The sequence below is a fragment of the Aedoeadaptatus ivorii genome (genome assembly GCF_030815095.1).
Taxonomy (GTDB): Bacteria; Bacillota; Clostridia; order Tissierellales; family Peptoniphilaceae; genus Aedoeadaptatus; species Aedoeadaptatus ivorii.
In genome coordinates, this window is record NZ_JAUSWF010000009.1 from 59971 (window position 1) to 82606 (window position 22636).

The window sequence follows — 22636 nt, forward strand, 5'->3', positions numbered from 1 at the left end:
CTCCTATTCCACGAATTTGATGATTTCAAAATAGCCGTATTTTTCGGTCGCGGTGTTTTGTGTCGCCGCCTCTCGATCGAGGGACGGACGAATGGTATCCTCCCGAAGCCGATTGGGTAGATCGTTGGTGTGGAACGTGGGATCGCAATGGATCGGCGATTGTTTTATGGAATCGATCAGATCCATGGTTTCGGTAAAGTGCTCGGCAAAGCCGTCCAATTCTTCGTCGGTAAAGCGAAGCATAGAGATCTTCGCGATATGTTGTATGTCTTCTCGGTTCATCGTAATTCCCCCCATCTGGTATATAACTCGTCTTCCGACAAGATTTCGATATTCAGTGTTCGCGCCTTTTCGACCTTCGAGCCGGGATTGTCGCCGGCTAAAACGAAGTCCGTCTTTTTCGAGACGGAACCGGTGACTTTGGCGCCCTCCGCCTCGAGTTTTTTCTGCATCGCATCCCGCGGCATGCTGAGCGTACCGGTAAGCACAAAGGTATAGCCTTCGAGGAGATCCCCCGCCGCCTTTTCGGGATAGAGGATCTCGATCCCCGCCTTTTGGAAATCTTCGAGATATTCGGCGATAACGGGGTCGGTAAAAAACAATCGAATCTCCTCGGCGGTATGCGGGCCGATGTCTTCGATCTTCTCGAGCGCCGCCCGATCGGCATGGGAAAGGGCCTCGAGATCGGAAAAGCTGTTTGCGAGATCCCCTGCCGTCTTTTTGCCCACTTGCCCGATCCCCAAGGCATACAAGAACCGCGCAAAGGGCACGCGCTTCGAATTTTGTAAGGCGGAAATTAAATTCTCCGCTTTTTTCGGCCCGAACCCTTCCAGTTCCATCAGCGCATCGGCATCCAAAGCGTAGAGGTCGGGGATCTCGCGCACCAGATCGGCCGCGATCAGCTTCTGCGCCGTTTTTTCGCTAAGCCCTTCGATGTCCATCGCATCTCGCGAGGCAAAATGGCTGATGCGCCGGACCAGCTGTGGTTCGCAGCCGATGGTATTGGGGCAAAAAATATGCACCCCATCGCGAATCAGCTCGGTTTGGCAGGCGGGACAATGGGTGATGACGGGGATCGGCTCCCCCTCTTCTCCGATGCCCTTTAGGATCTCGGGAATCACCTCATTGCTTCTGCGGAGCAGTACCGCGCCGCCTTTCTTTACGCCTTTTCTGAGGATGTCGTCGTAATTGTTGAGCGTCGCCCGCTGAATGGTGGCGCCGTCGATTTCCACGGGCTCGAGGATCGCCGTAGGTGTCACCTTTCCCGTGCGCCCCACATTCCATTCTACATCCAAAAGGCGGGTGTTGACCTCTTTTGCCTCGAATTTATAGGCGATCGCCCAGCGGGGAAACTTGATCGTATGCCCCAAGCGCTCCCGCGCCGCGAGGTCGTTGATCTTTACCACTACGCCGTCGATCAAAACGTCCAGCAAATCGCGCGTCTCTTCCACCTCTCGAATGTAGTCCAAGAGTTCTGCAAAACCGTCTACGCGTTTGGTCATGGGATGGACGAGAAAACCCTGCTCGGCGAGAAAGACTTTGACCTCTCGATCGGTTTGAAACTGCGCGTCCTCGATGGCGGTGGCGTTGTAAAGATAGGCGATCAGCCCCCGCCTTCTCGTCTCTTTGGGATTGAGATTTCTCAGGGCCCCGGCCGCGCCATTTCGGGCGTTTTTTAATTTCTGCACAGCCGTTCGATTGTACCGCTCCAACGAAGCAAAGGGCATCAGCCCTTCCCCCTGTACCACCAAGTGCCCGGTAAAGGGAATCGAAAGCGGCACAGAAGAAATCGTACGTACCTGTTCGGTGATGACCTCTCCCGTGGTGCCGTTCCCCCGCGTAAGGGCACGGGTCAGTCTGCCGCCGTCATAGGTCAGAGAAATCGTAAGGCCGTCGAATTTGAGTTCCGCCATCATGCCCGCATCCAGAGCGCCCGCCGTCTCCATGCGCTGCGCCCAGTTCTGTAAAGTCTCGAAACTCTGCGCTTTGTCGAGGGAGTAAAGAGGCGTCTCGTGATCCGCTTTCGAAAATGCCTTCAGCAGCGCACCGCCCACCCGAAGCGTCGGCGAATCGGGTTCTGTGTGTCCCGTCTCTGTTTCCATCTGCACCAATCGGTCGTACAAGGCGTCGTAAGTCGCATCGTCCACCAGCGGATCGTCATAGGTGTAGTAGGCTTCGGCCCAACGGTTTAATTGGTCTACGATCTCTCGCATATTCATATTATTCCTTCTTTCGAATGGGCGCCACCGAGAGGTTTAGAGTCTTAAGCCCCTTTCCCGCAAAGGAGATCACGGCCTCGGCACCGCCGCCCTTCAGTTGCACCACCATGCCTTCGCCCCACTTTTTGTGAAGAATCTTATCGCCGATTTGGTAGTGTACCGCATCCTGAGGCGCCTCTTTCGGCTTAGGTATCTCTTCCGTCGTCGTACCGGCAAATATCTTATGCCCCGTGCGCTGATCTTTCTTCCGGTTCTCGTCTTTTACGATCTCGATGGCGTCCTCGATTTCGTCTACAAACCGACTCCGCTTCGACACAATCCGGTTTCCGTAGAGGGTGCGGGACTTCGCCGAGGAAAGAAAGAGCCGCTCCTCTGCCCGCGTAATGGCGACATACATGAGCCGCCGCTCCTCCTCCATATCCGCCTCGTCGTCGAAGGCGCGGGAAGTCGGGAACAAGCGCTCCTCCAGACCGACCACGAACACAATTGGAAATTCGAGGCCCTTCGCCCCGTGTACGGTCATCAGTTTTACGGCGCGGTCTTCGTCGGCCAATTCGTTTTTGTCGCTCACCAAACTGAGATTTGCCAGAAAATCCGTCAGCGTCAATTCCGGATTTTCGCGCTCGAATTCCGATGCCGCCGATACGAACTCCTCGAGGTTTTCCAGTCGGCTCGCCGCCTCTACGGTGTCCTCTTTCTTGAGCTCCTCGAGATACTTGCTTTCGAACAGAATGGTCTCCACCAATTCGCGGATGCCCATCTCCGCCCGCTTGCCTTGGAGCAGGTGAATCAGATTGACGAAGCTGCGGATGTTTTTTTGGGCGCGAATCTTCAATTCGTCGTTTTCCTCGAGCCCTTCCATCACCGAAAACAGGTCCATATCGTGCGCATCTGCGTATTCGCGCAGCTGGCCGATGGTGGTCTCGCCGATCCCCCGCTTGGGCACATTTACGATGCGCACCAGATTTACTTCGTCGCGGGGATTGTCGATCACCTGCAGATAGGCGATCATGTCTTTAATTTCCTTGCGGTCGTAAAAACGCAGGCCCCCCACCACCCGATAGGGAATGCCCTCGCGCATCAAAATCTCTTCAAAGCCGCGGGACTGAGCATTGGTGCGGTACAGAATCGCCATATCGCCGAAGGATGCGCCCTTGTAGTTGAGATGCTGCATTTTCTGAACGACGGCGGTCTCTTCTTCGCTATTGTGGTAGAACTCGCGGTAGACGACGGGCGCGCCGCCTTCTTTGTCGGTCCATAGGTTTTTTTCTTTGAGACAGGGATTGTTTGCGATCAATCGATTGGCGCTGTTCAGAATCGGCGAGGTAGAGCGATAATTCTGCTCCAAGAGGACCGTCTTTGCGCCGGGAAAGTCCCTTTCAAAGGAAAGAATATTGCCCACATCGGCGCCGCGCCAGCGATAAATCGACTGGTCATTGTCGCCGACGACGGTGAGATTTGTCCCGTCGTTGGCCAACATGCGCACCAAAAGATACTGAATGTGGTTGGTATCCTGGTATTCGTCGACAAAAATATGCGTAAATTTATGGCGATAAAAGGCCAATACATCCGGCCGCTGCTCGAACAGCTCGACGGTCTTTACCAATAAGTCGTCGAAGTCCAGTGCATTGTTCTCGCGTTTTTGTCGTTCATACAGACGATAGACCTCCGCCATATTGCGCATATGGTAATCTCCGAAATGCTCTTTCATCGCCGCATCCGCGTCGATCCCTTCGGTCTTCCAGGCAGAAATCTGGCTGAGGATGCTGTAAGGCTTATACAGTTCTCGGCTGATGTTCAACCGCGCCATACAGTCTTTTACCAGCGTCTTTTGATCCGATGTGTCGTAGATGGCAAAGTTCTTCGCGTATCCCAAATGGTGAATGTCGCCCCGCAATATGCGCACGCACATGGAGTGGAAGGTGCTGATCCACATCCCGTCGACATTTCGGTCCAGTAAAGCGGCGACCCGCTCCTTCATCTCCTTGGCCGCTTTGTTGGTAAAGGTGATGGCGAGAATCGCATAGGGGGATACGCCCCGCTCCCGAATCAAGTACGCGATCTTTCCGGTGACGACGCGGGTTTTTCCGCTTCCGGCTCCGGCGAGGACCAAAAGCGGTCCCTCGGTATGTAAAATCGCTTCTCTTTGACGCTCGTTATAGTCCGCTAACAATGCCATGACTCCTCAATTCTACTTCTCAATCAGATCTCGTACGATTTTCGACGCCATAATTAGGCCCGCGGCAGGCGGTACAAATGCGATGCTCGCCGGCGTGCGTTGTTCCTTTGGAATTTCGCGGGGCGGCTCTTTGGAATAGACGACGGTATAGTCATCGATACCCCTTTTCCTCGCTTCCCTTCGCATGACCCTCGCTAAGGGACACACCGAGGTCTCGGACAGTTTTGCGATCTCGAAACACTCGGGACGCAATTTATTTCCCGCCCCCATAGACGCGATAAAAGGCACCTTCGCCTTTTGCACCGCCTCGGCCAAAAGGAGCTTTGCGCTTACATCGTCGGTGGCATCGGCGACATAGTCGTAGGCGGAGAAATCAAAATCGCCGATATTTTCCGCGTTTAAGCGAATGGGGAATGTCTCCATCTCCAAATCGGGGCGAATGGAGAGGGCGCGCTCGCGAAACACTTCCACTTTTATGCGGCCCACGGATTCCGTGGTGGCGATGACCTGCCGGTTCAAATTGGTCACGTCTACCGCGGCGAAATCGACGATGTCGATGCGGCCAATCCCGGTGCGCACCAATGCCTCGGCGAGGCTTCCGCCGACGCCGCCTGTACCGAAGACAATCACCTTTTTTTGCTGTAAATTCTGTAACGCCGCATCTCCGATCAGCATGCGGGTACGTTGCGTCCAGTCCATAACGCCTCCTCCCTGTCCTAACGTCTAATTATACCAAAAAAGACCCCGCGAAAACAAATTCGCAGGGCCTTTTGCCGCTTGTTAAAGTTTTTATAGACCGGCGTTAATGGGAAGGGCGGGAACGCCATTGACGGTGGCATTGATATAATAGATCTCTCCATCTCTTCTCATCACATCGGCTTTCATTGTGAGAATAGTGCCGATCGTGTATTTCTGAGTGCTTTGGAATCTTCCGCGGAAGGTATTGTCGACATCATTGCTGTCCAGCATCGTAAACTCATAGGCAGTATATCCCCGCATTGCATTTTTCCCCCAACCGGAAGTGTCGATCATCAATCTGTCGATCTTGATCTGAACTTCCTTTCCGGGTTCTTGTACATAGCCGCGTAATACTATTTTAACGACTCTGTCATTGACCATATATACATCGAGGAAAGCATTGTTCTTGTTCTTTAAAATATTGTGCAATTCCCAGGCAGTATATGTGCCGGAAGCACCTCCAAGGCTCTCATCGACATATTCGATTTTGTCCGCGAGGACATATCTCTTTTCTCCGTTTTCGTTGCTGAGTTTAATCGCAAAATCCCAAGTGGAGTTGGTGAATCCGGTGTCATATCCTTTAAAGGTTCCCTGTACCATTCCCTTTGAAGTATATTTCTCCACGCCGACGATATTTTGATACAGTAAATTGAAGCGCAGCTTCACATTTCTGTCGTTGTCCTTGATCAATGTATTGATCTTTTCAATAATCTCAGGCTCCAATACATAGTACGTGAATGCATTATCCTCAGAGAGTTTTACCTTTACCGCTTGGCGCTTGCCTTGCATTGTACCATAATCGATATCGACGACGGTTCCTTCTACGGAATGGGTCTTCGGATATACGGCGATCTCTTTTAATCGTCCGTTTTCGGTGGTAAACGCCACCATATCGTCTTTACGGATGTCGGAGGCTTTGATTTCCGCGCCGTGACGGGTGATCTTCGCATTGTCCGCAAAGGAGAATACCTCGGTTTTTTCCATATCGAATTCATGGGAGGGATCGATATTGTCTTTTAAGGTATACGAAATCTTAAGGCCGTCTTTTTCTACGCTTTGCACAATACCGATGGTCTTTACGTCTGCTTTCACCACTTCTACGGTCTTCGCCGTCAGTGCGGTAATGGCGCCCTCTTCCATATAGGCACTCACCTTGACGGTACTGCCTTCGACGATGGCATCGGCGTCAGCTGCCTTTCCATTCACGGTTACTTGGGTCTTGTCGTTCAACACAAAGCCCACGGTTTTCTTGTCTTTGGTCGCGATGGCGAAGGTGTTGGTGTTGTTCAGCCGCTCGTGATAGATGACCTTGCCTTCGTATTCACGGGTATTTTCTTGTGCTGCCTTATATTGATAGCTCAGGTCGGTGATTTTCGCCATTTGCTCGCGCTTTAAGGTATCTTGGGGTCTGAATTGTCCCTCGTCGCCCAGAGCGTCGAAGATCTTGGCGTCGACCATGGCGGCATACAGTCCCTTTACGTCGACGTCGCCGATCAGTTCCTTAGCGGTCTTTCCGATGGCATCGAGGTCCGATACCTTGATCGAAGACAAGTCGTTCGAGGGCTTCATGCCGAGTGCCTTGGCATAGAGAACCAAAGCGACTTCGCGGTTCGGGTATTGGTCGGCCGTGGGTTGGCTGGTAACCCATCCGCGGGCGTAGGCCGCCTTCAAATTCGTCTCGGTCAATAGGCCGGTGTTGAGCGCATAGGAAACTGCGCTTTTTGCCCATTGGGGCACTTTATACGCGTCTGCGATATAGCCTTGCTTGGCCAGGGCTTCGGAGATTTCCGCGCCGGTGGGTTTTTGAACGCCCTTGAGCAGCTCGAGAATTTCCAAATAGCTAACGGCACGGTCGGGCTTGAAAGAGCCGTCGACATAGCCGTCTACGATCTTCAAATCGGAGAGCTTGGAAATATGTGTATACGCCCAGTGGGTGTTGAGTACGTCGCTATAGCTCGCGGCCAAAGCGGCGACGGGCGATGTCGCCAAGATGCCGGCGAGTGCGAGGGTGGCAATGGATTTCACGTGTAATTTTTTCATCCGGATCCTCCTATAAATCATACAGTTCACAATTTCATTATAACATGGACCCATCGACTTCGTTGTTACGTTTCCGTTTCATGGGGAAACGAGGATCTCTTTTTTTGCTATAATATGGCTATACACCATTATAATTTACATCCGAGGAGGTATTATGCGCTACTTTCCCCTCTACATGGATACGCGGGGTAAAAAAGTCTTGGTCTGCGGCGGTGGCCGCTCGGCGCAGTTAAAAATAGAAGGACTCCTGTCGAGCGAGTTTCATTTTTACTGCATCGCAGAGACGTTTTCTCCGGAGATTACCGCATTGCAGAAAAAATATCCCGCACGCATCTCTTTGAAAGCACGGCATCTCGACGAAGACTTTGTATTCTTCGCCTACGATTATGTGATCGTCGCCACCGACGACTACGCCGTAAATGCCGCCCTGATTCGGCGAGCAAAGCACCTGTCCGTGCCGGTTCTTTCGACCGAAAATCGCGAGGACAGCGACTTTCGCCTCGCCTATCGGATCGAACACGGTCCGCTTTCGGTCAGCGTCTCTTGCCAAAATCCTACGATTTCCAGAAAGATCGGCGAGGCACTCCGGCCGCATATAGAGCAGTTCGATGCGGAAAAGTTATCTCTTTTAAACCGCATCCGCGCCTGTATGCGCAGAAAGGGGCAAAAAAATATCTCCGAGGTGATGGAGGATTTATGGACAAACGAAAGTATTCAAGCACGAAAATTTTTGGAGGAAATCGATGAAACTACGCCTGGGCACAAGGGGCAGCCGATTGGCGCGCATACAAGCACAGAGCATTCAGAAGATCTTTGAGGCGACGGGATACGAGACCGAAATCAAGGTCATTACCACAAAGGGCGACAGAGTTCGCAATCTGCCCATCGATCAGGTAGGAAAAAACGGCGTCTTTGTCGGCGAGTTAGAACGCGCCCTCGTGGCAAAAGAGGTGGATGTGGCCATCCATTCGCTCAAGGATATGTCTTCAAAAATCCCCGAGGGATTTACATTGGCCCCCCCTCCTAAGGCGCCGCGGGTAGAAGATGTATATGTTTCGAAGCGCGCGAATATCTTGAGGGACGACTTAAACGGGCATATGGTCGCAACCGGATCCAATCGCCGTAAGGCACAGCTGCTGCACTTTTTCCCCCGGGCAAAAACCGTGCCCGTCCGCGGCAATATTCAAACCCGCATCCAAAAAATGGAGGAATCCGAAGCGGACGGAACGATCCTCGCCTATGCGGGGCTCGAGCGCGCGGCATTGACCGACAAGATCTCGCTCGTCCTGGACCCGAGGGAATTTATCCCCTCCCCCTGCCAGGGCATATTGGGCATCGAAGTTTCCGAGGCGCGTCACGATCTGATCGAGGTGCTGGAAGCGGCGGCGGATCCGGTGACGCGCTTTCGCATGATTATCGAGCGCAAGTTTCAGATCACCCTCTCCGCCTCCTGCCAATCGCCCATCGGCATCTACACGGAATTTACAAAAGACGGCGTTAGGCTCCACGGCTGTTACGCCAAAAATGTCGACTCTCCCCTCCGCTTCGCCCGAGTGGATACCACCATAGAGACCGCACTTAAAGACGTTGTAATACTCGCAAAGCAGGTGAAATATGAATAGAACGCGCCCCGTAGTGATCGCCGGCGCCGGAATCGGCGGCGCAAAGTACTTGACGCAGGCAGTCGATGCGGCCCTTCGCGCAGCCGATGTGATCGTATACGATCGTCTGCTGGATGCCGCCATCTTAGATCGCTACCCCGCCGCCGAGAAAATATACGCAGGAAAATCTCCCGATCGCCACACCCTACGCCAGGAAGAGATCAATGCGCTCCTCGTCAATTGTTATCGATCCCGTAAAAACACGGTGCGGCTCAAAGGGGGCGATCCTTTCGTCTTTGGAAGGGGCGGTGAAGAGGCACTTCACCTGGCATCGGAAGGCATTCCCTTTCGCGTCCTATCGGGACTTACGGCCGGCGTCGTCGTACCGGCACAATTCGGCATCCCCGTCACACACAGAAATATCGCTACCAGCGTTTCGTTTATCACCGGCCACCGCGCCGACGAAAACGACGATTTTTCGATCTATGCAGAAATTCCCGGCACGCTTATTTTTTACATGGGCCTTTCGAATGTCCAAAAGATCGCATCAGATCTCTGTGCCGCCGGAAAAGACCCCGACACCCCCCTCGCCGTCCTATCCAAGGGGATGACGGCAGAGGCGGCGCGCTTTACGAGTACGCTGGGCGCCGTCGTCAAAGACGGCATCCCGGATTCGCTCGCCACGCCGGCCCTTATCGCCGTCGGCGATACAATCGCACTTGCCGATGCGATCGACCCCACGCGCATCCTCCTCTTGGGCAGAAAAAACATCGTGCTTACGGGCGATCGGGTGCGGGCGGAAATGGCGGATATTCTCACCGCATTCGGCGCAAATGTCGTAGAGCGCCCCACCATCGCCATCGAGCCGATCCACCAAGAGCACTTGGCTGCGGACATATCCGCATTCGATGCCGAGGTATTGGTCTTTACCTCCGCCAATGCGGTTTCCATTTTCTTCGATGCATTCCGTAAAGCGCGGGACATTCGCGACCTCTATGGCGTCGCGGTCTATGCCGTCGGCGAAAAGACCGCAGAAGCCGTATCGCGTTTCGGCATTCGACCCGAAGCCTACCCAGCCGTTTATAACGGCGACGCCTTTGGCGCGTTCTTGCGCGCGCGATTGAAGAAAGGCACGCGCATCTATTTCCCGCACTCCCTCCATAGCCGCCCGGACCTTCGGGCGACTTTAGAGGAGATCGGCAGGTGTAAGAGCCGCGCCGTCTACCGGCCCGCGCTTCCCGAACGTGCGCTCCCGCTTCCGGATTCTATCGATGCCATCGCCTTTTCGTCGGGCTCCACGGTGGCGCATTTTGTCGCGTTGTATTCCCGCAAACCGCTTTTGGATACGAAGATATTCAGCATTGGCCCGATGACCACTGAGCGACTTCTCGCCGAAGGCGTGGATTCCGCGCGCATTATCGAGGCAAACTGCGCCACCGCCCATTCGCTCGCGGAATCGATTCTCGACGCCTTTGAATCAGAACATCAAGGCGATTGGAAGCCGAAGGAGGATCCCCATGATTAAAAACGACTTTTTATTGCGGCAAATTCAAGAGACGATTCTATTTCTCGTACGCCTCCTCTTTCCCCGCGGCATCACAGAGCGCGAACGCAAAGAGATTCGCAATACCGAATTGTATTTGGCGCTCACGGATTTGATCCGCGCACAAAAATTCGGCGAGGCGGAAGACCTCCTCTTCGAGAAGGCGGCGGAAGGGGGCGCCGATGCGGCAACGGGCGTGTTCTTCTATGAGGATTTGCTCGCTTTGGGCGAAACCAAACTCCGTGCCGGCGACTTCTCGGTAAAGGAAGTCGAATCGGGCTTAAACGATTATATGAAACTCTTTCATTTGCGCATATAAAAAGCGGATTCGAGGAAAAATCCTCGAATCCGCTTTTTGCTTGTGATCTATCTTTCTTCTCTTAATTTTCTCAGAATCATCTTTTGTTCCACGCCGGATACCAATCGTCTGGTGTAGTCGACCGTGTCGGGGTTTACGGACATAGAGGTAATGCCGCATTCCACCAAGAATTCTGCAAATTCCGGGTATTGGCTCGGACCTTGGCCGCAGATGGAGCAAGTGATGCCCTTTTTGTTCGCCGCATCGACGAGGATCTTGATGGCGTTTTTCACCGCCGTATTTCTCTCGTCGAAGTATCCCATGCGGTTTAAGATGCCGCTGTCGCGGTCGGCGCCCATGGTGAGTTGGGTCAAGTCGTTGGAACCGATCGAGAATCCGTCGACGAGTTCGGCAAATTCTTCGGCTTGGAAGACCACGGAGGGCACTTCTGCCATAATCCAGATCTTGAAGTTCTTGGATTGTTTTAGTCCTTCTTCCGCCATGATTTCCTTTACGGTTACCAATTCTTCCGGCGTACGCACGAAGGGCAACATGGCAACGACATTGTCGAGGCCGAAGTCTTCGCGTACCTTGCGCATGGCTTGACATTCCAGACGGAATCCCTTTTCGTATTCGGGAGAAATATAGCGGCTTACGCCTCTCCAGCCGATCATCGGGTTTTCTTCGTGGGGTTCCACTTCGTCTCCGCCCTTTAGGCCGCGGAACTCATTGGTTCTAAAGTCACTCATACGCACGACGACGGGACGCGGGTAGATGGCGCCGGCGACTTCGGCGATGCCTTCGGCGAGTTTTTCGATCAACAGATCGCCTTGGCCGGTCTTTGCAAGATACATGGGGTGCGCGCCGATTTTATTGGTAAAGATAAATTCCGTGCGCATCAATCCGATGCCGTCGAAGGGAAGATCCTTATATTTTTCGATCAGAGCGGGCTCGCCCAGATTCATATAGATCTTGGTGGCCGTGGTAGGGGCGACCATCTTTTTGAGTTCGTCTAGGGAGATGCCCAAGCCCGCACCGGTGCCTTCGGTTTTTTCCTTTTTCTTTTCCTTATCTTTGAGGACATTGCCTTCGTAGACCACGCCGCGGGTGGCATCGACGGTAATGAATTGGCCTTCCTTCAAGGTCGAAGTGGCGGTGTTGCTTCCTACGACGCAGGGAATGCCGAGCTCGCGGCTTACGATGGCCGCATGACAGGTTCTGCCGCCTTCGTCGGTGACGACCGCTGCGGCTTTTCGCATGGCGGGCACCATATCCGGGTTGGTCATGGCGGTGACGAGGATGTCGCCGTCTTCGACGAGATTGATTTCGCTAACGTCTTTAATCATCTTCACCTTGCCGCGGCCGATGCCGGGAGATGCGGCGAGACCACGTACCAACGGCGTCAGTTTTTCGGGTTGCTCGTTCATTTCAGACTCCTCTTCTTCGGATACCTCTTTTAAGGTCGTGATGGGGCGAGATTGCAGGATATACAAACCCTTGGTGTCTCTATCCATGCCCCATTCGATGTCTTGCACGCTGCCGTAAAGGCTTTCGATCTTGAGGCCTGCCTCGATTAGCGTATTGAGCTCTTCGGGGGTCAAACATTCTTCCTTCACGGCGCCCGCACCCAATACGTCTTCTACGCTTGCTTCGTGGGTGCCGATGCCGGAATCGTTTTGAACGACCATCTTTTTCTTATCGGCGACGACTTTTTCGAGTACGGATTTGTCGGACTTGCGAATCGTGTATTCGTCAGGGGTGACGATACCGCTAACCACCGCTTCGCCGAGGCCATAGCTGGCATTGATCATCATTTCATCGGTGGAACTGGTAATGGGGTTGGCGGTAAACATTACGCCGGATTTTTCCGAGTTGACCATCTTTTGTACGACGACCGCCAAAGAGACGTCGAAGTGGTTGTATTGTTGCTTTTCCCGATAATAGATCGCCCGCGGGGTCCACAGGGACGCCCAGCACTTGCGAACGTGCTGAATCAATTCCTCTTCGCCGGCAATGTGCAAATAGGTATCTTGTTGCCCGGCAAAGGATGCATCGGGCAGGTCTTCCGCTGTGGCCGAAGAGCGTACGGCGACTTGCGGATCTTTCACCTCGATGGAGCGACTGAATTCCTTATAGGCCAATACGATTTCTTCTTCGAGCTTCGGGTCGATCTCGCCCTGCTCGATATTTCTGCGAATGTCGTTCGACGCAGCGGTGAGCATATCCACATCGTCTACGTCCAAATCTTGCATCAAAAACCGAACCTTCTCGTCGAGTCCGGCGTAGTCGATAAAGGCGTCATAGCCCTTCGAAGTGACGCAGAATCCCGGAGGCACGTCGAGACCGAAATTGGTCATTTCTCCGAGGTTGGCGCCCTTCCCGCCGACGATGCCGACATCGTCTTTGCGGATCTCATGAAAAAAACGAATGTACTTAAAACCTGTCATATTCTTCCTCCTCGGAAATATTATAACACACTTAATATATATGTTGTACTATTTATTCCACGATTCCTTTAATTCTCCGATCGTCTTCGAACTGATCCGATCTTCCGGGAGTCCCAACGCGCGAACCGCCTCGTAAATCGCTTCCGCATTCGGCCCCTCGATCTCCATATAAGGTACCGGAAAGGTGTCCGCATCCCAGCGGTCCAGGTCGAAGCGCAAACCGTCTTTCTCGTAGCTGATCCGATGTTTTTTTCCGTAAATCTGGCGATTGAATCCCAAAAGCGCAAGTATTTTTCGCATCGACTCCATGTCGTCGATCAAAGCGGTGTGTTCGTCGTAGAGTTTTACCGCCCCTTCGCCGATTTTTTCTTTGAAGGTCATCTCGATCCGCTCGTCGCTTTCTTTGACCACGCGGCGAATCCGAAGATAACCCTTTTCTTCGTCGACGGGATGCGCATCGGAATTGATCCGCACGGTCTGGTGCACCTCTTCGGAAACTTTTTTCGCACCGAATGCGATCAAATCCGCCTCCACCGCTTCTCGATCGATGTCGAGCACCTTGATTTCCATTTCTCGTTCCATATCACACCTCAATCTGTACCGGTCGAAAGTCGATATAATCGGAAGAAACGCAGATATACTCTACGCCTTCTATATCGCCTTCGACGATAAATTTATGTCCGTAACTGTGCAGATGGCCGTACACGCAGATGTCGATCCCCGCTTCTTTGAGGATATCGGCAAAGTCGTTGGGACTCCCCTTCGCAGAAAACGGCGGATAGTGGAGCATGGCGATGCGCTTTGTAAGCCCCGCTTCCTTGCCCTTCGCCTCCATATCTTCAATGCTGAGGCGCAGGCGGTTCAGTTCCCGGAGATAGATTTTCTCGTCCTTCTCGTCGAAACCGCCGGAGTCGATATCCGACCAGCCGCGGCTGCCGCAAATGCCGATTCCCGCGGCGACATAGCCCGTATTTTGCAAAAACTCCATGTCGGACAGGCCCAAATCGTACATTTTCTTTAAAGAGGACCACCAGTAATCGTGGTTTCCCTTGATGCAGATTTTGGTGCCGGGGAGCGTTTCCAACCTTCGAAGGTCTTTTTCCCCTTCTTCCAACTTGAGCGCCCACGAGATGTCTCCCACCAAAAGGACGATGTCCTCCGGTCGCACCCGTTCTTTCCAAGCGTCAAAAATCCGCTCCTCGTGATCCTCCCAGTCCTTGCCGAAAACATCCATCGGCTTTTCTTTTTTATAGTCCAAATGGAGATCCCCCAGGGCCCAGATCAATCCTTTCCCCTTTCTGTTTCCGCTTCTGTCGTCGTCAGACAAATGCACTGTCTTTCGAGCGACTCCAATACCGAATATATCTTTGTCTTTCGCCTGCCGTCCGCGTAGACGAATACATCGTCTAAAACCATGGGAATGGATGCGTCCATTCGCTCCAATGCGGCAAAGCGGAGCGCCATGACCAAAATATGCGCCGTCGACCGACTTAACTGCGCCTCATAAAAACTCGCACCCCACGCGTCTATCACCGAAAATTCGCCGTCTCCCATCAGGATTTTTCCGTAACGGCCATCGGATAGCGTATAGAGATATTCGCCCGCTTTTTCGAGCATATCGGCGAGAAATGCCTCGCGATCCCCGGCCTCCGCTTCTTCGAGCAGAGTTCTGGTCATCTCGATCGCTTCGAGTTCCCGCTCCAAATGAGCCTTCTGCGCCAGTTCTTCGGCATAATCTTCTTCTTTTTTACGGCGCTCGGCGGCAATCGCATTCTCCCGTTTCAATTGTCCTTCTAGCTGGCCGATGGTGCGCTGTGTATTTTCTACCGCTTGTGGCACTTCGGCGCTACGATCCGGCAATCCCTTCAGATGTGCCGCATACGTCGTCATCGCGTCCAGAAGCAATTCCATTTCAAACTCCCGCTCCACATGGGGATCAAACCACTGGAAGATGGCGTCTTTTTCCATCAAAAGGCGATCTCTCTTCATATAACATTCGTGATAGAGGCGAATGCGCTTTTTGGTGCGTTGCCGCATGCCGAATATACCCAGCGTAATAAGAGACACTGCGCCCGTTAGGAAAACGCCCACGGTCCAAATCGAAATCTCGTTGACAAACAAAAGAAGCGTCACCGCGGCCGCCGCAAGAGAGGCGATCACAAAGTATCGCAGCAAGCGCGAATCCGAAAAGGCGGTCCGCTTCTGCATCGACTCAAAGCGGTCGATCTCCTTTTCATTGGCCGCCAACTGGCGATCCAAGACTGCTACCTCGCCCATAGCGCGCTCGAGCTGCGGCAAAAAGTATTTCTTGTCGTTCAACTGCCGCTCTTCGCGCTTTAAGGAACTCAGCCGATCGGCGAGTGCCTCTTTTCGGGCTATGTCTTCTCGTAGGCGGTTCTCTTCGGCCTTCTTGCGCGCGATATCCGCCTCGAGACTTCGTATGTTTTCTCGATTTTCTCCCACCGGAGATTTCTTCGCACGCTCCGTTCCCAGCGCGCGCTCTTCTTTGTCCAGATACGCATAGGCTTTTGCCATATCCACGGCATAGGAACCGGTGGTTAAATAATTTTTTGCTTCCTCGATGCGACTAAAGATGTCGGCCGCGCTGTAGAGTCGTAGATCCTCCAAACAAAAAAAGCGCATAAAGTCGTCCTGGGAAAGTCCCCAGAACAGAGCGCCCGGTTGTGGAATTTTAGAGTATCGATACAATTCCTCGTTATCGCCGAGGACCCGATTGTCGTCCAGAGAAATGATATTTAGCCGTTCGTTCTCCTTCAGAAAATTGCGCTCGATACAATAGCGTTTGCCCGCCACCGACAGTTCCATGGCGGCGGCATAGCGGTTGCGATCCTTGGGAAAATACAGATCGTACGCTTCGCTATAGCGCCGCATATGCAAACTGTCTTTGGAGAAACCGTAGAGAAGGGTGCGAATACACATTACCATGGTGGACTTGCCGGACTCGTTATCCCCGGCGAGGAGCTGAAACCCTTCGTCGAAATATACGGTTTCTTCGTGAAACATGCCGAAGTCGCGCATTTCCAATTTATGAATCATACTCGTCCCCCAACACCGCGCGGATCCCCAAATCGTATACCCGCTCTCGCAGGTCGTCGTCCATGGGATGCGCCTTCACCTTCTCTAAAAACGTACCAAATTGATCGTCCGCATGTCGCTTCTCCAATGCCTTTACGATCTTCGGCAGATCTCGTGCCCAGCGAATTTCATAGGGAATCTCCATTTCCTCGAGCGTCGCGCGAATCGCCGCGTCAAAGACGCCGCTATAGGCGCCGGTGATCGCAATCGTATAGATCCGGGTTCCGTCGTCAGAAAATTCGCGCACCCGCCGTAAAATCACCTCGTCGTCCGCGTCGCCCCTTCGATGAAAATTTTCGCCAATCACAGAACGTCGCGCCAAGGAAATATATTCCGTCTCGAGATGATCGGTGAGCGCGCCGGAGACGATGCCCAAACGGCCGCGGTCGGTGTGATCCAAGGGTTCGGGCGTGCCGCACATCTGCAATTTGTTTTCATAGAGAATCGGCTTGTGCACATGCCCCAGGGCGATATAGTCGAAATACGGCAATATATTTGCATCCACGGGAAAGTAGCCGTCTCCGCCGGTCCAGTTTCCGTGGTGCAAAAGCACATGGCGAAACCCTTCCCGCAGCCCCGCCGGATCGATTTCGAGAATCTTGTGGTGGCTATCCCTCGACCAGCTTACGCCGTGAAAATCGATGCGATGCCTTTCGTCGGTAAACACATCGGAGCCCTCTTGGTTAAAGAGATAGACATTTTCGGGCACCCGCTCCGTCAGATACGGATAGAGGGTAAAATCGTGATTGCCGAGGAGCAATAGGATCGTCGCCGAACAATTCGCCATCTCGGCAAGGGCAAAATCTACTTCTTCTCGACTGATCTTTTTTTGTTCGAAAATATCGCCCACCAAAAACACATACTCCGCCTCGTATCGGTCGGCGCGGCGCAGAATATTGCGAAACGTCTCAAAGCGATCCCGCTTTCCCACTGCCCGCAAGGCAGAGTCCGTAAAGGGAAAGGAGCGCCCCAAGTGCAGATCTGCCGTATGCAAAAACCGCATTATTTGATCAGTTTTTGAACGGCTTTAAACTCATCCGTGCCCGATACGGAATTCAAGTCGAAGAGTATGGTCTCTGTGGGACGCACGGCGGCACCCATTTGGCGCATTTCTTCTGCGGCATACAGTGCCGATTCGGGATCGCGCGATCCGATCGCATCCGATGCGACATACACGTCGATGCCGCGCGCAATCAGATCCCGTACCGTCATCAATACGCAGATATGCGCTTCCATGCCGGAGACGATGACTTGTTTCGGCTTCTTTTCGTCGAAAAAGGCGGCGATTTCGTCGTCTAAGAGGCAAGAGAACGATTTTTTGTCGAAATCCTCCGCATCCTTGACCTTATTTCGAATTTCTTCGTTAAAATCGCCCAGGCCCTTTTTGTACTGCGTCGTAAATACAGAAGGAATCTGCATAATTTCTGCGGTATCCGCCAATATGCCGGCATTCTTTTTTAAGCGTTCTTCTCGATCGATCACCTTCGAAAGGCTGTCCTGGATGTCGATAAACAAAAATACCGCATCTTCTCTTCGCAAATTAAAATCCATATCATACCTCCATTTTTCTGACTTCGATTCGATTCATATCCGATTTAATGTCGACAAATTCCGAGTCGTCCGTACTTTTTGCCGCTGCAAGCGACAGTTTTAAGATCATGCGCGCATCGTAATTGCGCAGGATGCCGGTCGCCATGGCGAACAGCGCATTGTGTTCGTCGAACTCGATCTCTTCCGTTTCATGCTTGCCGTGAAAAAATTCGCCGCGGAAGAACAAAATCGCCCCTTTGTCGCTCCCGGTAACGAGAATCAGCGGAATGCGTTCTTGAAACAGCGATTTTAAGGCCTTGGATACATCGCCTATAAATTGCATGTTCTTGCCCGTGAGTTTGGAAAGGGCAAAACGGTCGATGACGATTCCGAAGGGCCGTGCCTCCACGAGATCGTCGATGTCGTCCGTATGGTCGCAGAGGACGACGACGGGCTTCGATTTTTTACGGGCGTAGCGGATCAGGGGCAACTTCATCGCTTCCCCCTCATCCCGCCTGCGGTCCCGCGTAATCGCCACGACGTCGCTTTCCGCCACTTCCTTGGCATAGCGCTCGTAGAAGTCCAAGACGCTTTCTCGGGTAATGCGTGGCTCTTTGGTAAAGATCTGCGTCGACTTATATTTTTCTTCCAGAATAAAGCACTCCTGGGTCTCGTCGCGTAAAGGCTCTCTGATCACATCGCCGCCGCGAGAGACGAATAAAGTCTCAAAGCGATCGCCGGCATTCCCACCCAAGAAGGTAATCAGACGCACGGATTCGTTCATGTCCGCCGCCAGTTCACACATATCCGCGCCGTACCCCGCGGGTCTCGTCTGCTGAGAATCCGCATAGCTCACGCGGGACTTGGGGAAATCCTGCCCGGTAATCTTGCGCTCCAGATAGGGGCAGGGATCTACAACCAGAATCATTGCTTGCCGTCAAATCGATCGGTGATTGCAGACCGTATCCAATCGATTTTCTCCCTCGCCACCTGCGCGTCTGCATCCGTCGTATAGATATAGAGCTTGATCTTCGGCTCTGTTCCGGAGGGACGCACATAGAAGCGGCTACCGTCGGCCATATGGTATTCCAACACGTCGCTCGCGCCGATCTTTTCGATTCCGTCGCGGTAGTCCACCACGCCTTCGACTGCGATATCGCCGATACATTCGATGGGGCGCGTGCGCAGATCTTTCATAATATTCGCAATCTGTTCCTGCCCCGCCTGTCCTTCTTTTACGACCGACATCAAGTGCTCCCCATGGAAGTGGTGTTCGCGGTAAAGATCCTCGAGAACCTCGCCCAAGGTCTTTCCCCTTCTCGCATAATAGGCGGCCATCTCTACGATCATCATCGTGGTCACCACGGCATCCTTGTCCCGCACGTGATCGCCGTAGACATATCCAATGCTTTCTTCATAGCCGAATAGGAAGGTATATTCCCCGGTGTGATCCCATTCGTTGGCGAGGGCACAGATGTTTTTAAAGCCGGTCAGCGTATTGAACATGGGCACGCCGTATTTTTCACAGATTCTCGTACCCAATTCGCCGGTCACGATGCTCTTCACCACGGCGGCGTTCTTCGGCAAATCGCCCTTTTCGCTCCGTCTGGATAGGATATATTCCAAGAGCAACGCGCCGGTTTGGTTTCCGTTGAGGGGTACAAAACCGCCGTGTTCATTGCGCACCACTATCGCAACCCGGTCGCAGTCCGGATCGGTGGCGATCAAGATATCCGCATCGACCGCTTCGCCGAGTTTCATCGCATACTCAAAGGCGTGCACATCTTCGGGATTCGGGTAGCCCACCGTCGTAAAATTCGGGTCCGGATTGGTCTGTTCCTCCACCAAATGCACTTTATGAAATCCCCGTTCCTTTAACACCCGACGCACCGGAAGATTTCCGGTCCCGTTCAGAGGGGTATATACGATGTCGATTTCCTTATCGATATCGTCTTCAATCGCCTTGGAGAGCGTGAGGTCGTAATAGCGATCCTCCACATTTTTGGGGATCGTAAGGATCAGACCGTCCGCTTGGTATTCCTCGAAGGTTTTGTCCACGGTGACATCATAGTCGAGTTTTTCGATTTCACCGGAAATCTCGTCGGCGATGGCATCTCGAATCTGCGATCCTTCTTCCCAATATACCTTATAACCGTTGTATTCCTTGGGGTTATGGCTTGCGGTAATCACGATCCCCGCCTGGGTATGCAGCGCGCGAACGGCAAATGAGAGCATGGGCGTGGGGCGAATGCCGCTAAAGATATGCACACGGATACCGCGCGATGCGAGTACGTCTGCCGCTACGCGCATAAACATCTCGCTGCGATGGCGGATGTCCCAGGCGATCGCGACACCTCTATGCTTTGCTGCTTCCCCGCGGCTTTCGATCACTTTGGCGAGCCCCAACGTCGCCCGCGCAATCACCTGTTCGTTCATGCGGTTGGTGCCCGGGCCCAGCTTACCGCGCAGACCCGCCGTCCCGAATTGCAATTCCCGGTAAAAGCTATCCGCTTTTTCCGCTTCGTCCATTTCTATCAGCCGCTCCCGATCCTCGGGAGATACGGTGGGCAAAGATTTCCAAATCTCAAAACGATTATTGATTTCCATTAGTTCCCCTCTTTCGTCAAATCTGCAAAGTCCGCTTTTGCGACACGGGCCAAATCCTGCGGCGAGATTCGCATCTGAAGTCCCTTTTTGCCGGCGCTTACATAGATCTCTTCATACGCTTCGGCCGACTTGTGGATCCAGGTGGGAAACTCTTTTTTCATTCCCACCGGAGAACAGCCGCCGCGCACATAGCCCGTAAGGGCCGTCAGCTTCTTCACCGGCAGCATTTCCATCTTCTTTTCATCGGTGACGCGCGCCGCTTTTTTCAAATCCAATTCCTCCGAGACGGGAATCACGAAGACAAAGTGGTTCTTGTCCTTTCCCTCTGCCACCAGCGTCTTAAAGACCTTTTGTGGCGGCAAATCGTTTAAAGCCGCGATTTGAACGCCGTCGACTTCCGCATTCGAATCATATTCCAGTGTTTCATATGAAATTTCCTCGAGATCCAAAAGTCTGAGCGCATTGGTCTTTTTCATAATAACACCTCTCGTATAAGTATACCCGACTTCAAAACAGATCCATTCGAAACCTTATTATATCATGGAAATTCTTATCATTCCCGCCCCTACACCAAATTCAGAACGTACGCGCGATATTGCACCGAATGGCTTATCTGCAAGAACGCAATAAAAAAAGGACCGAAGTCCTATTTTATTCGTCTTTCAACATTTCTCTTCTGGCCTGCATAATTTCCATAAGCTCGTCCAGGTCTTCCAGCGTCGCCTTTGTTCGAATAAAAGATCTGGCCGCACGCCGCCCGGCCAAATAGCGGGTACGTTCCGGATTCTTCTTTTCCCAGCGCCTGGAAGCTGCAATTTGCGCATCCGATGTTTTGTTCTCGCCCATCTCGATCTACTCCTTTGTTTTCTCGACGTCTCACGCGTAAATAGTCTTCTTCTATTATACGACGCCTGCGAACTTTCACAAAGAGGATTTACACAGTTCGGAGTAGGATGTTATATGTTTTTTCGATCTTTACCATCTTCGAACGAGAAAGAAGCACACAAAAAAGCCCTGAAACATTGTAGTTTCAAGGCTTCTTTGGCGTACCTCAGAGGATTCGAACCCCTGACCTTTTGGTCCGTAGCCAAACGCTCTATCCAGCTGAGCTAGAGGTACATATGGAGCGGAAGACGAGATTCGAACTCGCGACCCTCGCCTTGGCAAGGCGATGCTCTACCACTGAGCCACTTCCGCATATTTGGTGGAGGAGAGTGGATTCGAACCACTGAAAGCTGAGCTAACGGATTTACAGTCCGTCCCCTTTGGCCAACTCGGGAACTCCTCCATATTTACTTATATAAGTAGATGGCGACCTGGATCGGGCTCGAACCGACGACCTCCAGCGTGACAGGCTGGCATTCTAACCAACTGAACTACCAGGCCATAATAACACTTGTAGTAATGTATGGTGGGCGCTATAGGGCTCGAACCTATGACCCCCTGCTTGTAAGGCAGATGCTCTCCCAACTGAGCTAAGCGCCCATACATGGTGACCCCGCCGGGATTCGAACCCGGGTAACCGCCGTGAAAGGGCGGTGTCTTAACCGCTTGACCACGGGGCCAGTATGGTAGCGGTGAACAGATTTGAACTGCTGACACTACGGGTATGAACCGTATGCTCTAGCCAACTGAGCTACACCGCCTTATTCAAGAAAAATAAAATGGTAGCGGGAGCAGGATTTGAACCTACGACCTTCGGGTTATGAGCCCGACGAGCTACCAGACTGCTCCATCCCGCGATAGTAATTTGCTGATGGACTATCCTTTTGGTGCCGAGGACCGGAATCGAACCGGTACGATCTCAACGACCGCAGGATTTTAAGTCCTGTGCGTCTGCCAATTCCGCCACCCCGGCTTATGGCTCTCAGGGTGGGACTCGAACCCACAACCTACCGGTTAACAGCCGGTTGCTCCACCATTGAGCTACCTAAGATTATAAGATTCATTGGCTATACCATTCTATTTAATTCAGAAGAAGATAAATCTTCTGTCCGGCAATTTCCTACTCTCCCGGGTCGTTACCAACCAAGTACCATCGGCGTTAGGAGGCTTAACTTCTGTGTTCGGTATGGAAACAGGTGTGTCCCTCTTGCTATTGTCACCGGACAACCTACAATCACTACACAATCAACTATCTTGGTCAAGTCTTCGACCGATTAGTATCTCTTAGCTACATACATTGCTGTACTTACACCTGAGACCTATCAACCTCGTAGGCTACAAGGGGTCTTATCATTGAGGGAAATCTCATCTCGAGGTGGGCTTCGTGCTTAGATGCTTTCAGCGCTTATCCCGTCCAAACTTAGCTACTCAGCCGTGCCATTGGCATGACAAC

19 protein-coding genes, 10 tRNA genes and 2 rRNA genes are annotated in these 22636 nt (G+C 52.6%); 4 read left to right on the forward strand and 27 right to left on the reverse strand.

The window, feature by feature from the left end:
* Positions 1-3: 3 nt before the first annotated feature.
* The 5 genes from gatC to QO008_RS07140 form a co-directional block, all read right to left on the reverse strand.
* Positions 4-282 carry an Asp-tRNA(Asn)/Glu-tRNA(Gln) amidotransferase subunit GatC gene (gene gatC, locus QO008_RS07120; protein WP_126465546.1) on the reverse strand — a complete coding sequence of 93 codons (279 nt, stop codon included), beginning with the start codon at positions 280-282 and terminating at the stop codon, positions 4-6.
* Complete coding sequence (gene ligA / locus QO008_RS07125; RefSeq protein ID WP_126465547.1) at positions 279-2219, reverse strand: NAD-dependent DNA ligase LigA; 1941 nt, start codon at positions 2217-2219, stop codon at positions 279-281. Before ligA ends, gatC begins: the two co-directional genes overlap by 4 nt.
* A 1-nt stretch (position 2220) precedes the next feature.
* Positions 2221-4398, reverse strand: coding sequence for an ATP-dependent helicase (locus QO008_RS07130; RefSeq protein ID WP_126465548.1), 2178 nt, complete (start codon positions 4396-4398; stop codon positions 2221-2223).
* A 12-nt stretch (positions 4399-4410) separates the two neighbouring features.
* A complete protein-coding gene (locus QO008_RS07135; RefSeq protein ID WP_307385392.1) occupies positions 4411-5097 on the reverse strand; it encodes a tRNA threonylcarbamoyladenosine dehydratase in 687 nt (228 codons plus the stop codon).
* Between the two features lie 90 nt (positions 5098-5187).
* Entirely contained in the window at positions 5188-7176 is a 1989-nt protein-coding gene (locus tag QO008_RS07140; RefSeq protein WP_307385394.1) for an S-layer homology domain-containing protein, read from the reverse strand.
* A 154-nt stretch (positions 7177-7330) separates the two neighbouring features.
* Here QO008_RS07140 and QO008_RS07145 point away from each other — a divergent pair, with 154 nt between their 5' ends.
* From QO008_RS07145 to QO008_RS07160, 4 genes are read left to right on the forward strand one after another with little or no spacing between them, the layout of a single operon-like run.
* Positions 7331-7993 carry a precorrin-2 dehydrogenase/sirohydrochlorin ferrochelatase family protein gene (locus tag QO008_RS07145; RefSeq protein WP_307385396.1) on the forward strand — a complete coding sequence of 221 codons (663 nt, stop codon included), beginning with the start codon at positions 7331-7333 and terminating at the stop codon, positions 7991-7993.
* Positions 7920-8798: a hydroxymethylbilane synthase gene (hemC, locus tag QO008_RS07150; protein ID WP_126465552.1), complete on the forward strand. Its 879-nt coding sequence runs from the start codon at positions 7920-7922 to the stop codon at positions 8796-8798. Before QO008_RS07145 ends, hemC begins: the two co-directional genes overlap by 74 nt.
* Positions 8791-10302 (forward strand): uroporphyrinogen-III C-methyltransferase, encoded by a 1512-nt coding sequence (gene cobA / locus QO008_RS07155; RefSeq protein ID WP_126465553.1) that lies wholly within the window; start codon positions 8791-8793, stop codon positions 10300-10302. The genes hemC and cobA overlap by 8 nt, the downstream gene beginning before the upstream one ends.
* On the forward strand, positions 10295-10639 hold the full coding sequence (locus QO008_RS07160) for a DUF6483 family protein (RefSeq protein WP_126465554.1): 345 nt from the start codon (positions 10295-10297) through the stop codon (positions 10637-10639). Before cobA ends, QO008_RS07160 begins: the two co-directional genes overlap by 8 nt.
* Positions 10640-10686: 47 nt before the next feature.
* Here QO008_RS07160 and ppsA read toward each other — a convergent pair whose 3' ends face one another.
* The 22 genes from ppsA to QO008_RS07270 all read right to left on the reverse strand — a co-directional run.
* A complete protein-coding gene (ppsA, locus tag QO008_RS07165) occupies positions 10687-13065 on the reverse strand; it encodes a phosphoenolpyruvate synthase (protein ID WP_126465555.1) in 2379 nt (792 codons plus the stop codon).
* Between the two features lie 48 nt (positions 13066-13113).
* A complete protein-coding gene (locus QO008_RS07170) occupies positions 13114-13647 on the reverse strand; it encodes a class IV adenylate cyclase (protein WP_307385400.1) in 534 nt (177 codons plus the stop codon).
* A 1-nt stretch (position 13648) separates the two neighbouring features.
* Positions 13649-14350 carry a metallophosphoesterase gene (locus QO008_RS07175; RefSeq protein WP_126465557.1) on the reverse strand — a complete coding sequence of 234 codons (702 nt, stop codon included), beginning with the start codon at positions 14348-14350 and terminating at the stop codon, positions 13649-13651.
* Complete coding sequence (locus tag QO008_RS07180; protein WP_307385402.1) at positions 14347-16122, reverse strand: ATP-binding protein; 1776 nt, start codon at positions 16120-16122, stop codon at positions 14347-14349. Before QO008_RS07180 ends, QO008_RS07175 begins: the two co-directional genes overlap by 4 nt.
* Entirely contained in the window at positions 16112-17155 is a 1044-nt protein-coding gene (locus QO008_RS07185; protein WP_307385403.1) for a metallophosphoesterase family protein, read from the reverse strand. The genes QO008_RS07180 and QO008_RS07185 overlap by 11 nt, the downstream gene beginning before the upstream one ends.
* 8 nt (positions 17156-17163) lie before the next feature.
* Entirely contained in the window at positions 17164-17712 is a 549-nt protein-coding gene (locus tag QO008_RS07190) for an isochorismatase family protein (protein WP_126465560.1), read from the reverse strand.
* A gap of 1 nt (position 17713) precedes the next feature.
* Positions 17714-18619, reverse strand: a complete 906-nt coding sequence (locus tag QO008_RS07195) for a PfkB family carbohydrate kinase (protein WP_126465561.1) — start codon at positions 18617-18619, stop codon at positions 17714-17716.
* Positions 18616-20298, reverse strand: a complete 1683-nt coding sequence (locus QO008_RS07200) for a phospho-sugar mutase (protein ID WP_307385407.1) — start codon at positions 20296-20298, stop codon at positions 18616-18618. Before QO008_RS07200 ends, QO008_RS07195 begins: the two co-directional genes overlap by 4 nt.
* On the reverse strand, positions 20298-20774 hold the full coding sequence (gene ybaK, locus QO008_RS07205; protein WP_307385409.1) for a Cys-tRNA(Pro) deacylase: 477 nt from the start codon (positions 20772-20774) through the stop codon (positions 20298-20300). Before ybaK ends, QO008_RS07200 begins: the two co-directional genes overlap by 1 nt.
* A gap of 175 nt (positions 20775-20949) precedes the next feature.
* Positions 20950-21144 (reverse strand): hypothetical protein, encoded by a 195-nt coding sequence (locus QO008_RS07210; protein WP_126465564.1) that lies wholly within the window; start codon positions 21142-21144, stop codon positions 20950-20952.
* Between the two features lie 196 nt (positions 21145-21340).
* Positions 21341-21417 (reverse strand) — tRNA-Arg (locus QO008_RS07215).
* Between the two features lie 3 nt (positions 21418-21420).
* Positions 21421-21495: transfer RNA gene (locus QO008_RS07220), tRNA-Gly, on the reverse strand.
* 5 nt (positions 21496-21500) lie between these two features.
* Positions 21501-21586 (reverse strand) — tRNA-Tyr (locus QO008_RS07225).
* 21 nt (positions 21587-21607) lie between these two features.
* Positions 21608-21684, reverse strand: a tRNA-Asp gene (locus tag QO008_RS07230).
* Between the two features lie 23 nt (positions 21685-21707).
* Positions 21708-21783 (reverse strand) — tRNA-Val (locus tag QO008_RS07235).
* 5 nt (positions 21784-21788) lie between these two features.
* Positions 21789-21863: transfer RNA gene (locus QO008_RS07240), tRNA-Glu, on the reverse strand.
* A 4-nt stretch (positions 21864-21867) separates the two neighbouring features.
* Positions 21868-21944, reverse strand: a tRNA-Met gene (locus tag QO008_RS07245).
* Positions 21945-21963: 19 nt separating this feature from the next.
* Positions 21964-22040 (reverse strand) — tRNA-Met (locus tag QO008_RS07250).
* Between the two features lie 28 nt (positions 22041-22068).
* A tRNA-Leu gene (locus QO008_RS07255) sits at positions 22069-22156 on the reverse strand.
* 3 nt (positions 22157-22159) lie between these two features.
* Positions 22160-22234 (reverse strand) — tRNA-Asn (locus QO008_RS07260).
* Positions 22235-22290: 56 nt separating this feature from the next.
* A 5S ribosomal RNA gene (gene rrf / locus QO008_RS07265) occupies positions 22291-22407 on the reverse strand.
* A 30-nt stretch (positions 22408-22437) separates the two neighbouring features.
* Positions 22438-22636 (reverse strand): 23S ribosomal RNA (locus QO008_RS07270); the annotation flags it as partial.

Coding starts and splice junctions, on each gene's coding strand:
- QO008_RS07195 (WP_126465561.1), bottom strand. CDS start 18,619: ATGATTCTGGTTGTAGATCCCTGCCCCTATCTGGAGCGCAAGATTACC.
- QO008_RS07210 (WP_126465564.1), bottom strand. CDS start 21,144: ATGGGCGAGAACAAAACATCGGATGCGCAAATTGCAGCTTCCAGGCGC.
- QO008_RS07160 (WP_126465554.1), top strand. CDS start 10,295: ATGATTAAAAACGACTTTTTATTGCGGCAAATTCAAGAGACGATTCTA.
- QO008_RS07190 (WP_126465560.1), bottom strand. CDS start 17,712: ATGGATTTTAATTTGCGAAGAGAAGATGCGGTATTTTTGTTTATCGAC.
- ppsA (WP_126465555.1), bottom strand. CDS start 13,065: ATGACAGGTTTTAAGTACATTCGTTTTTTTCATGAGATCCGCAAAGAC.
- QO008_RS07145 (WP_307385396.1), top strand. CDS start 7,331: ATGCGCTACTTTCCCCTCTACATGGATACGCGGGGTAAAAAAGTCTTG.
- gatC (WP_126465546.1), bottom strand. CDS start 282: ATGAACCGAGAAGACATACAACATATCGCGAAGATCTCTATGCTTCGC.
- ybaK (WP_307385409.1), bottom strand. CDS start 20,774: ATGAAAAAGACCAATGCGCTCAGACTTTTGGATCTCGAGGAAATTTCA.
- QO008_RS07170 (WP_307385400.1), bottom strand. CDS start 13,647: ATGGAACGAGAAATGGAAATCAAGGTGCTCGACATCGATCGAGAAGCG.
- QO008_RS07200 (WP_307385407.1), bottom strand. CDS start 20,298: ATGGAAATCAATAATCGTTTTGAGATTTGGAAATCTTTGCCCACCGTA.
- ligA (WP_126465547.1), bottom strand. CDS start 2,219: ATGAATATGCGAGAGATCGTAGACCAATTAAACCGTTGGGCCGAAGCC.
- hemC (WP_126465552.1), top strand. CDS start 7,920: ATGAAACTACGCCTGGGCACAAGGGGCAGCCGATTGGCGCGCATACAA.
- QO008_RS07140 (WP_307385394.1), bottom strand. CDS start 7,176: ATGAAAAAATTACACGTGAAATCCATTGCCACCCTCGCACTCGCCGGC.
- QO008_RS07135 (WP_307385392.1), bottom strand. CDS start 5,097: ATGGACTGGACGCAACGTACCCGCATGCTGATCGGAGATGCGGCGTTA.
- QO008_RS07130 (WP_126465548.1), bottom strand. CDS start 4,398: ATGGCATTGTTAGCGGACTATAACGAGCGTCAAAGAGAAGCGATTTTA.
- QO008_RS07180 (WP_307385402.1), bottom strand. CDS start 16,122: ATGATTCATAAATTGGAAATGCGCGACTTCGGCATGTTTCACGAAGAA.
- cobA (WP_126465553.1), top strand. CDS start 8,791: ATGAATAGAACGCGCCCCGTAGTGATCGCCGGCGCCGGAATCGGCGGC.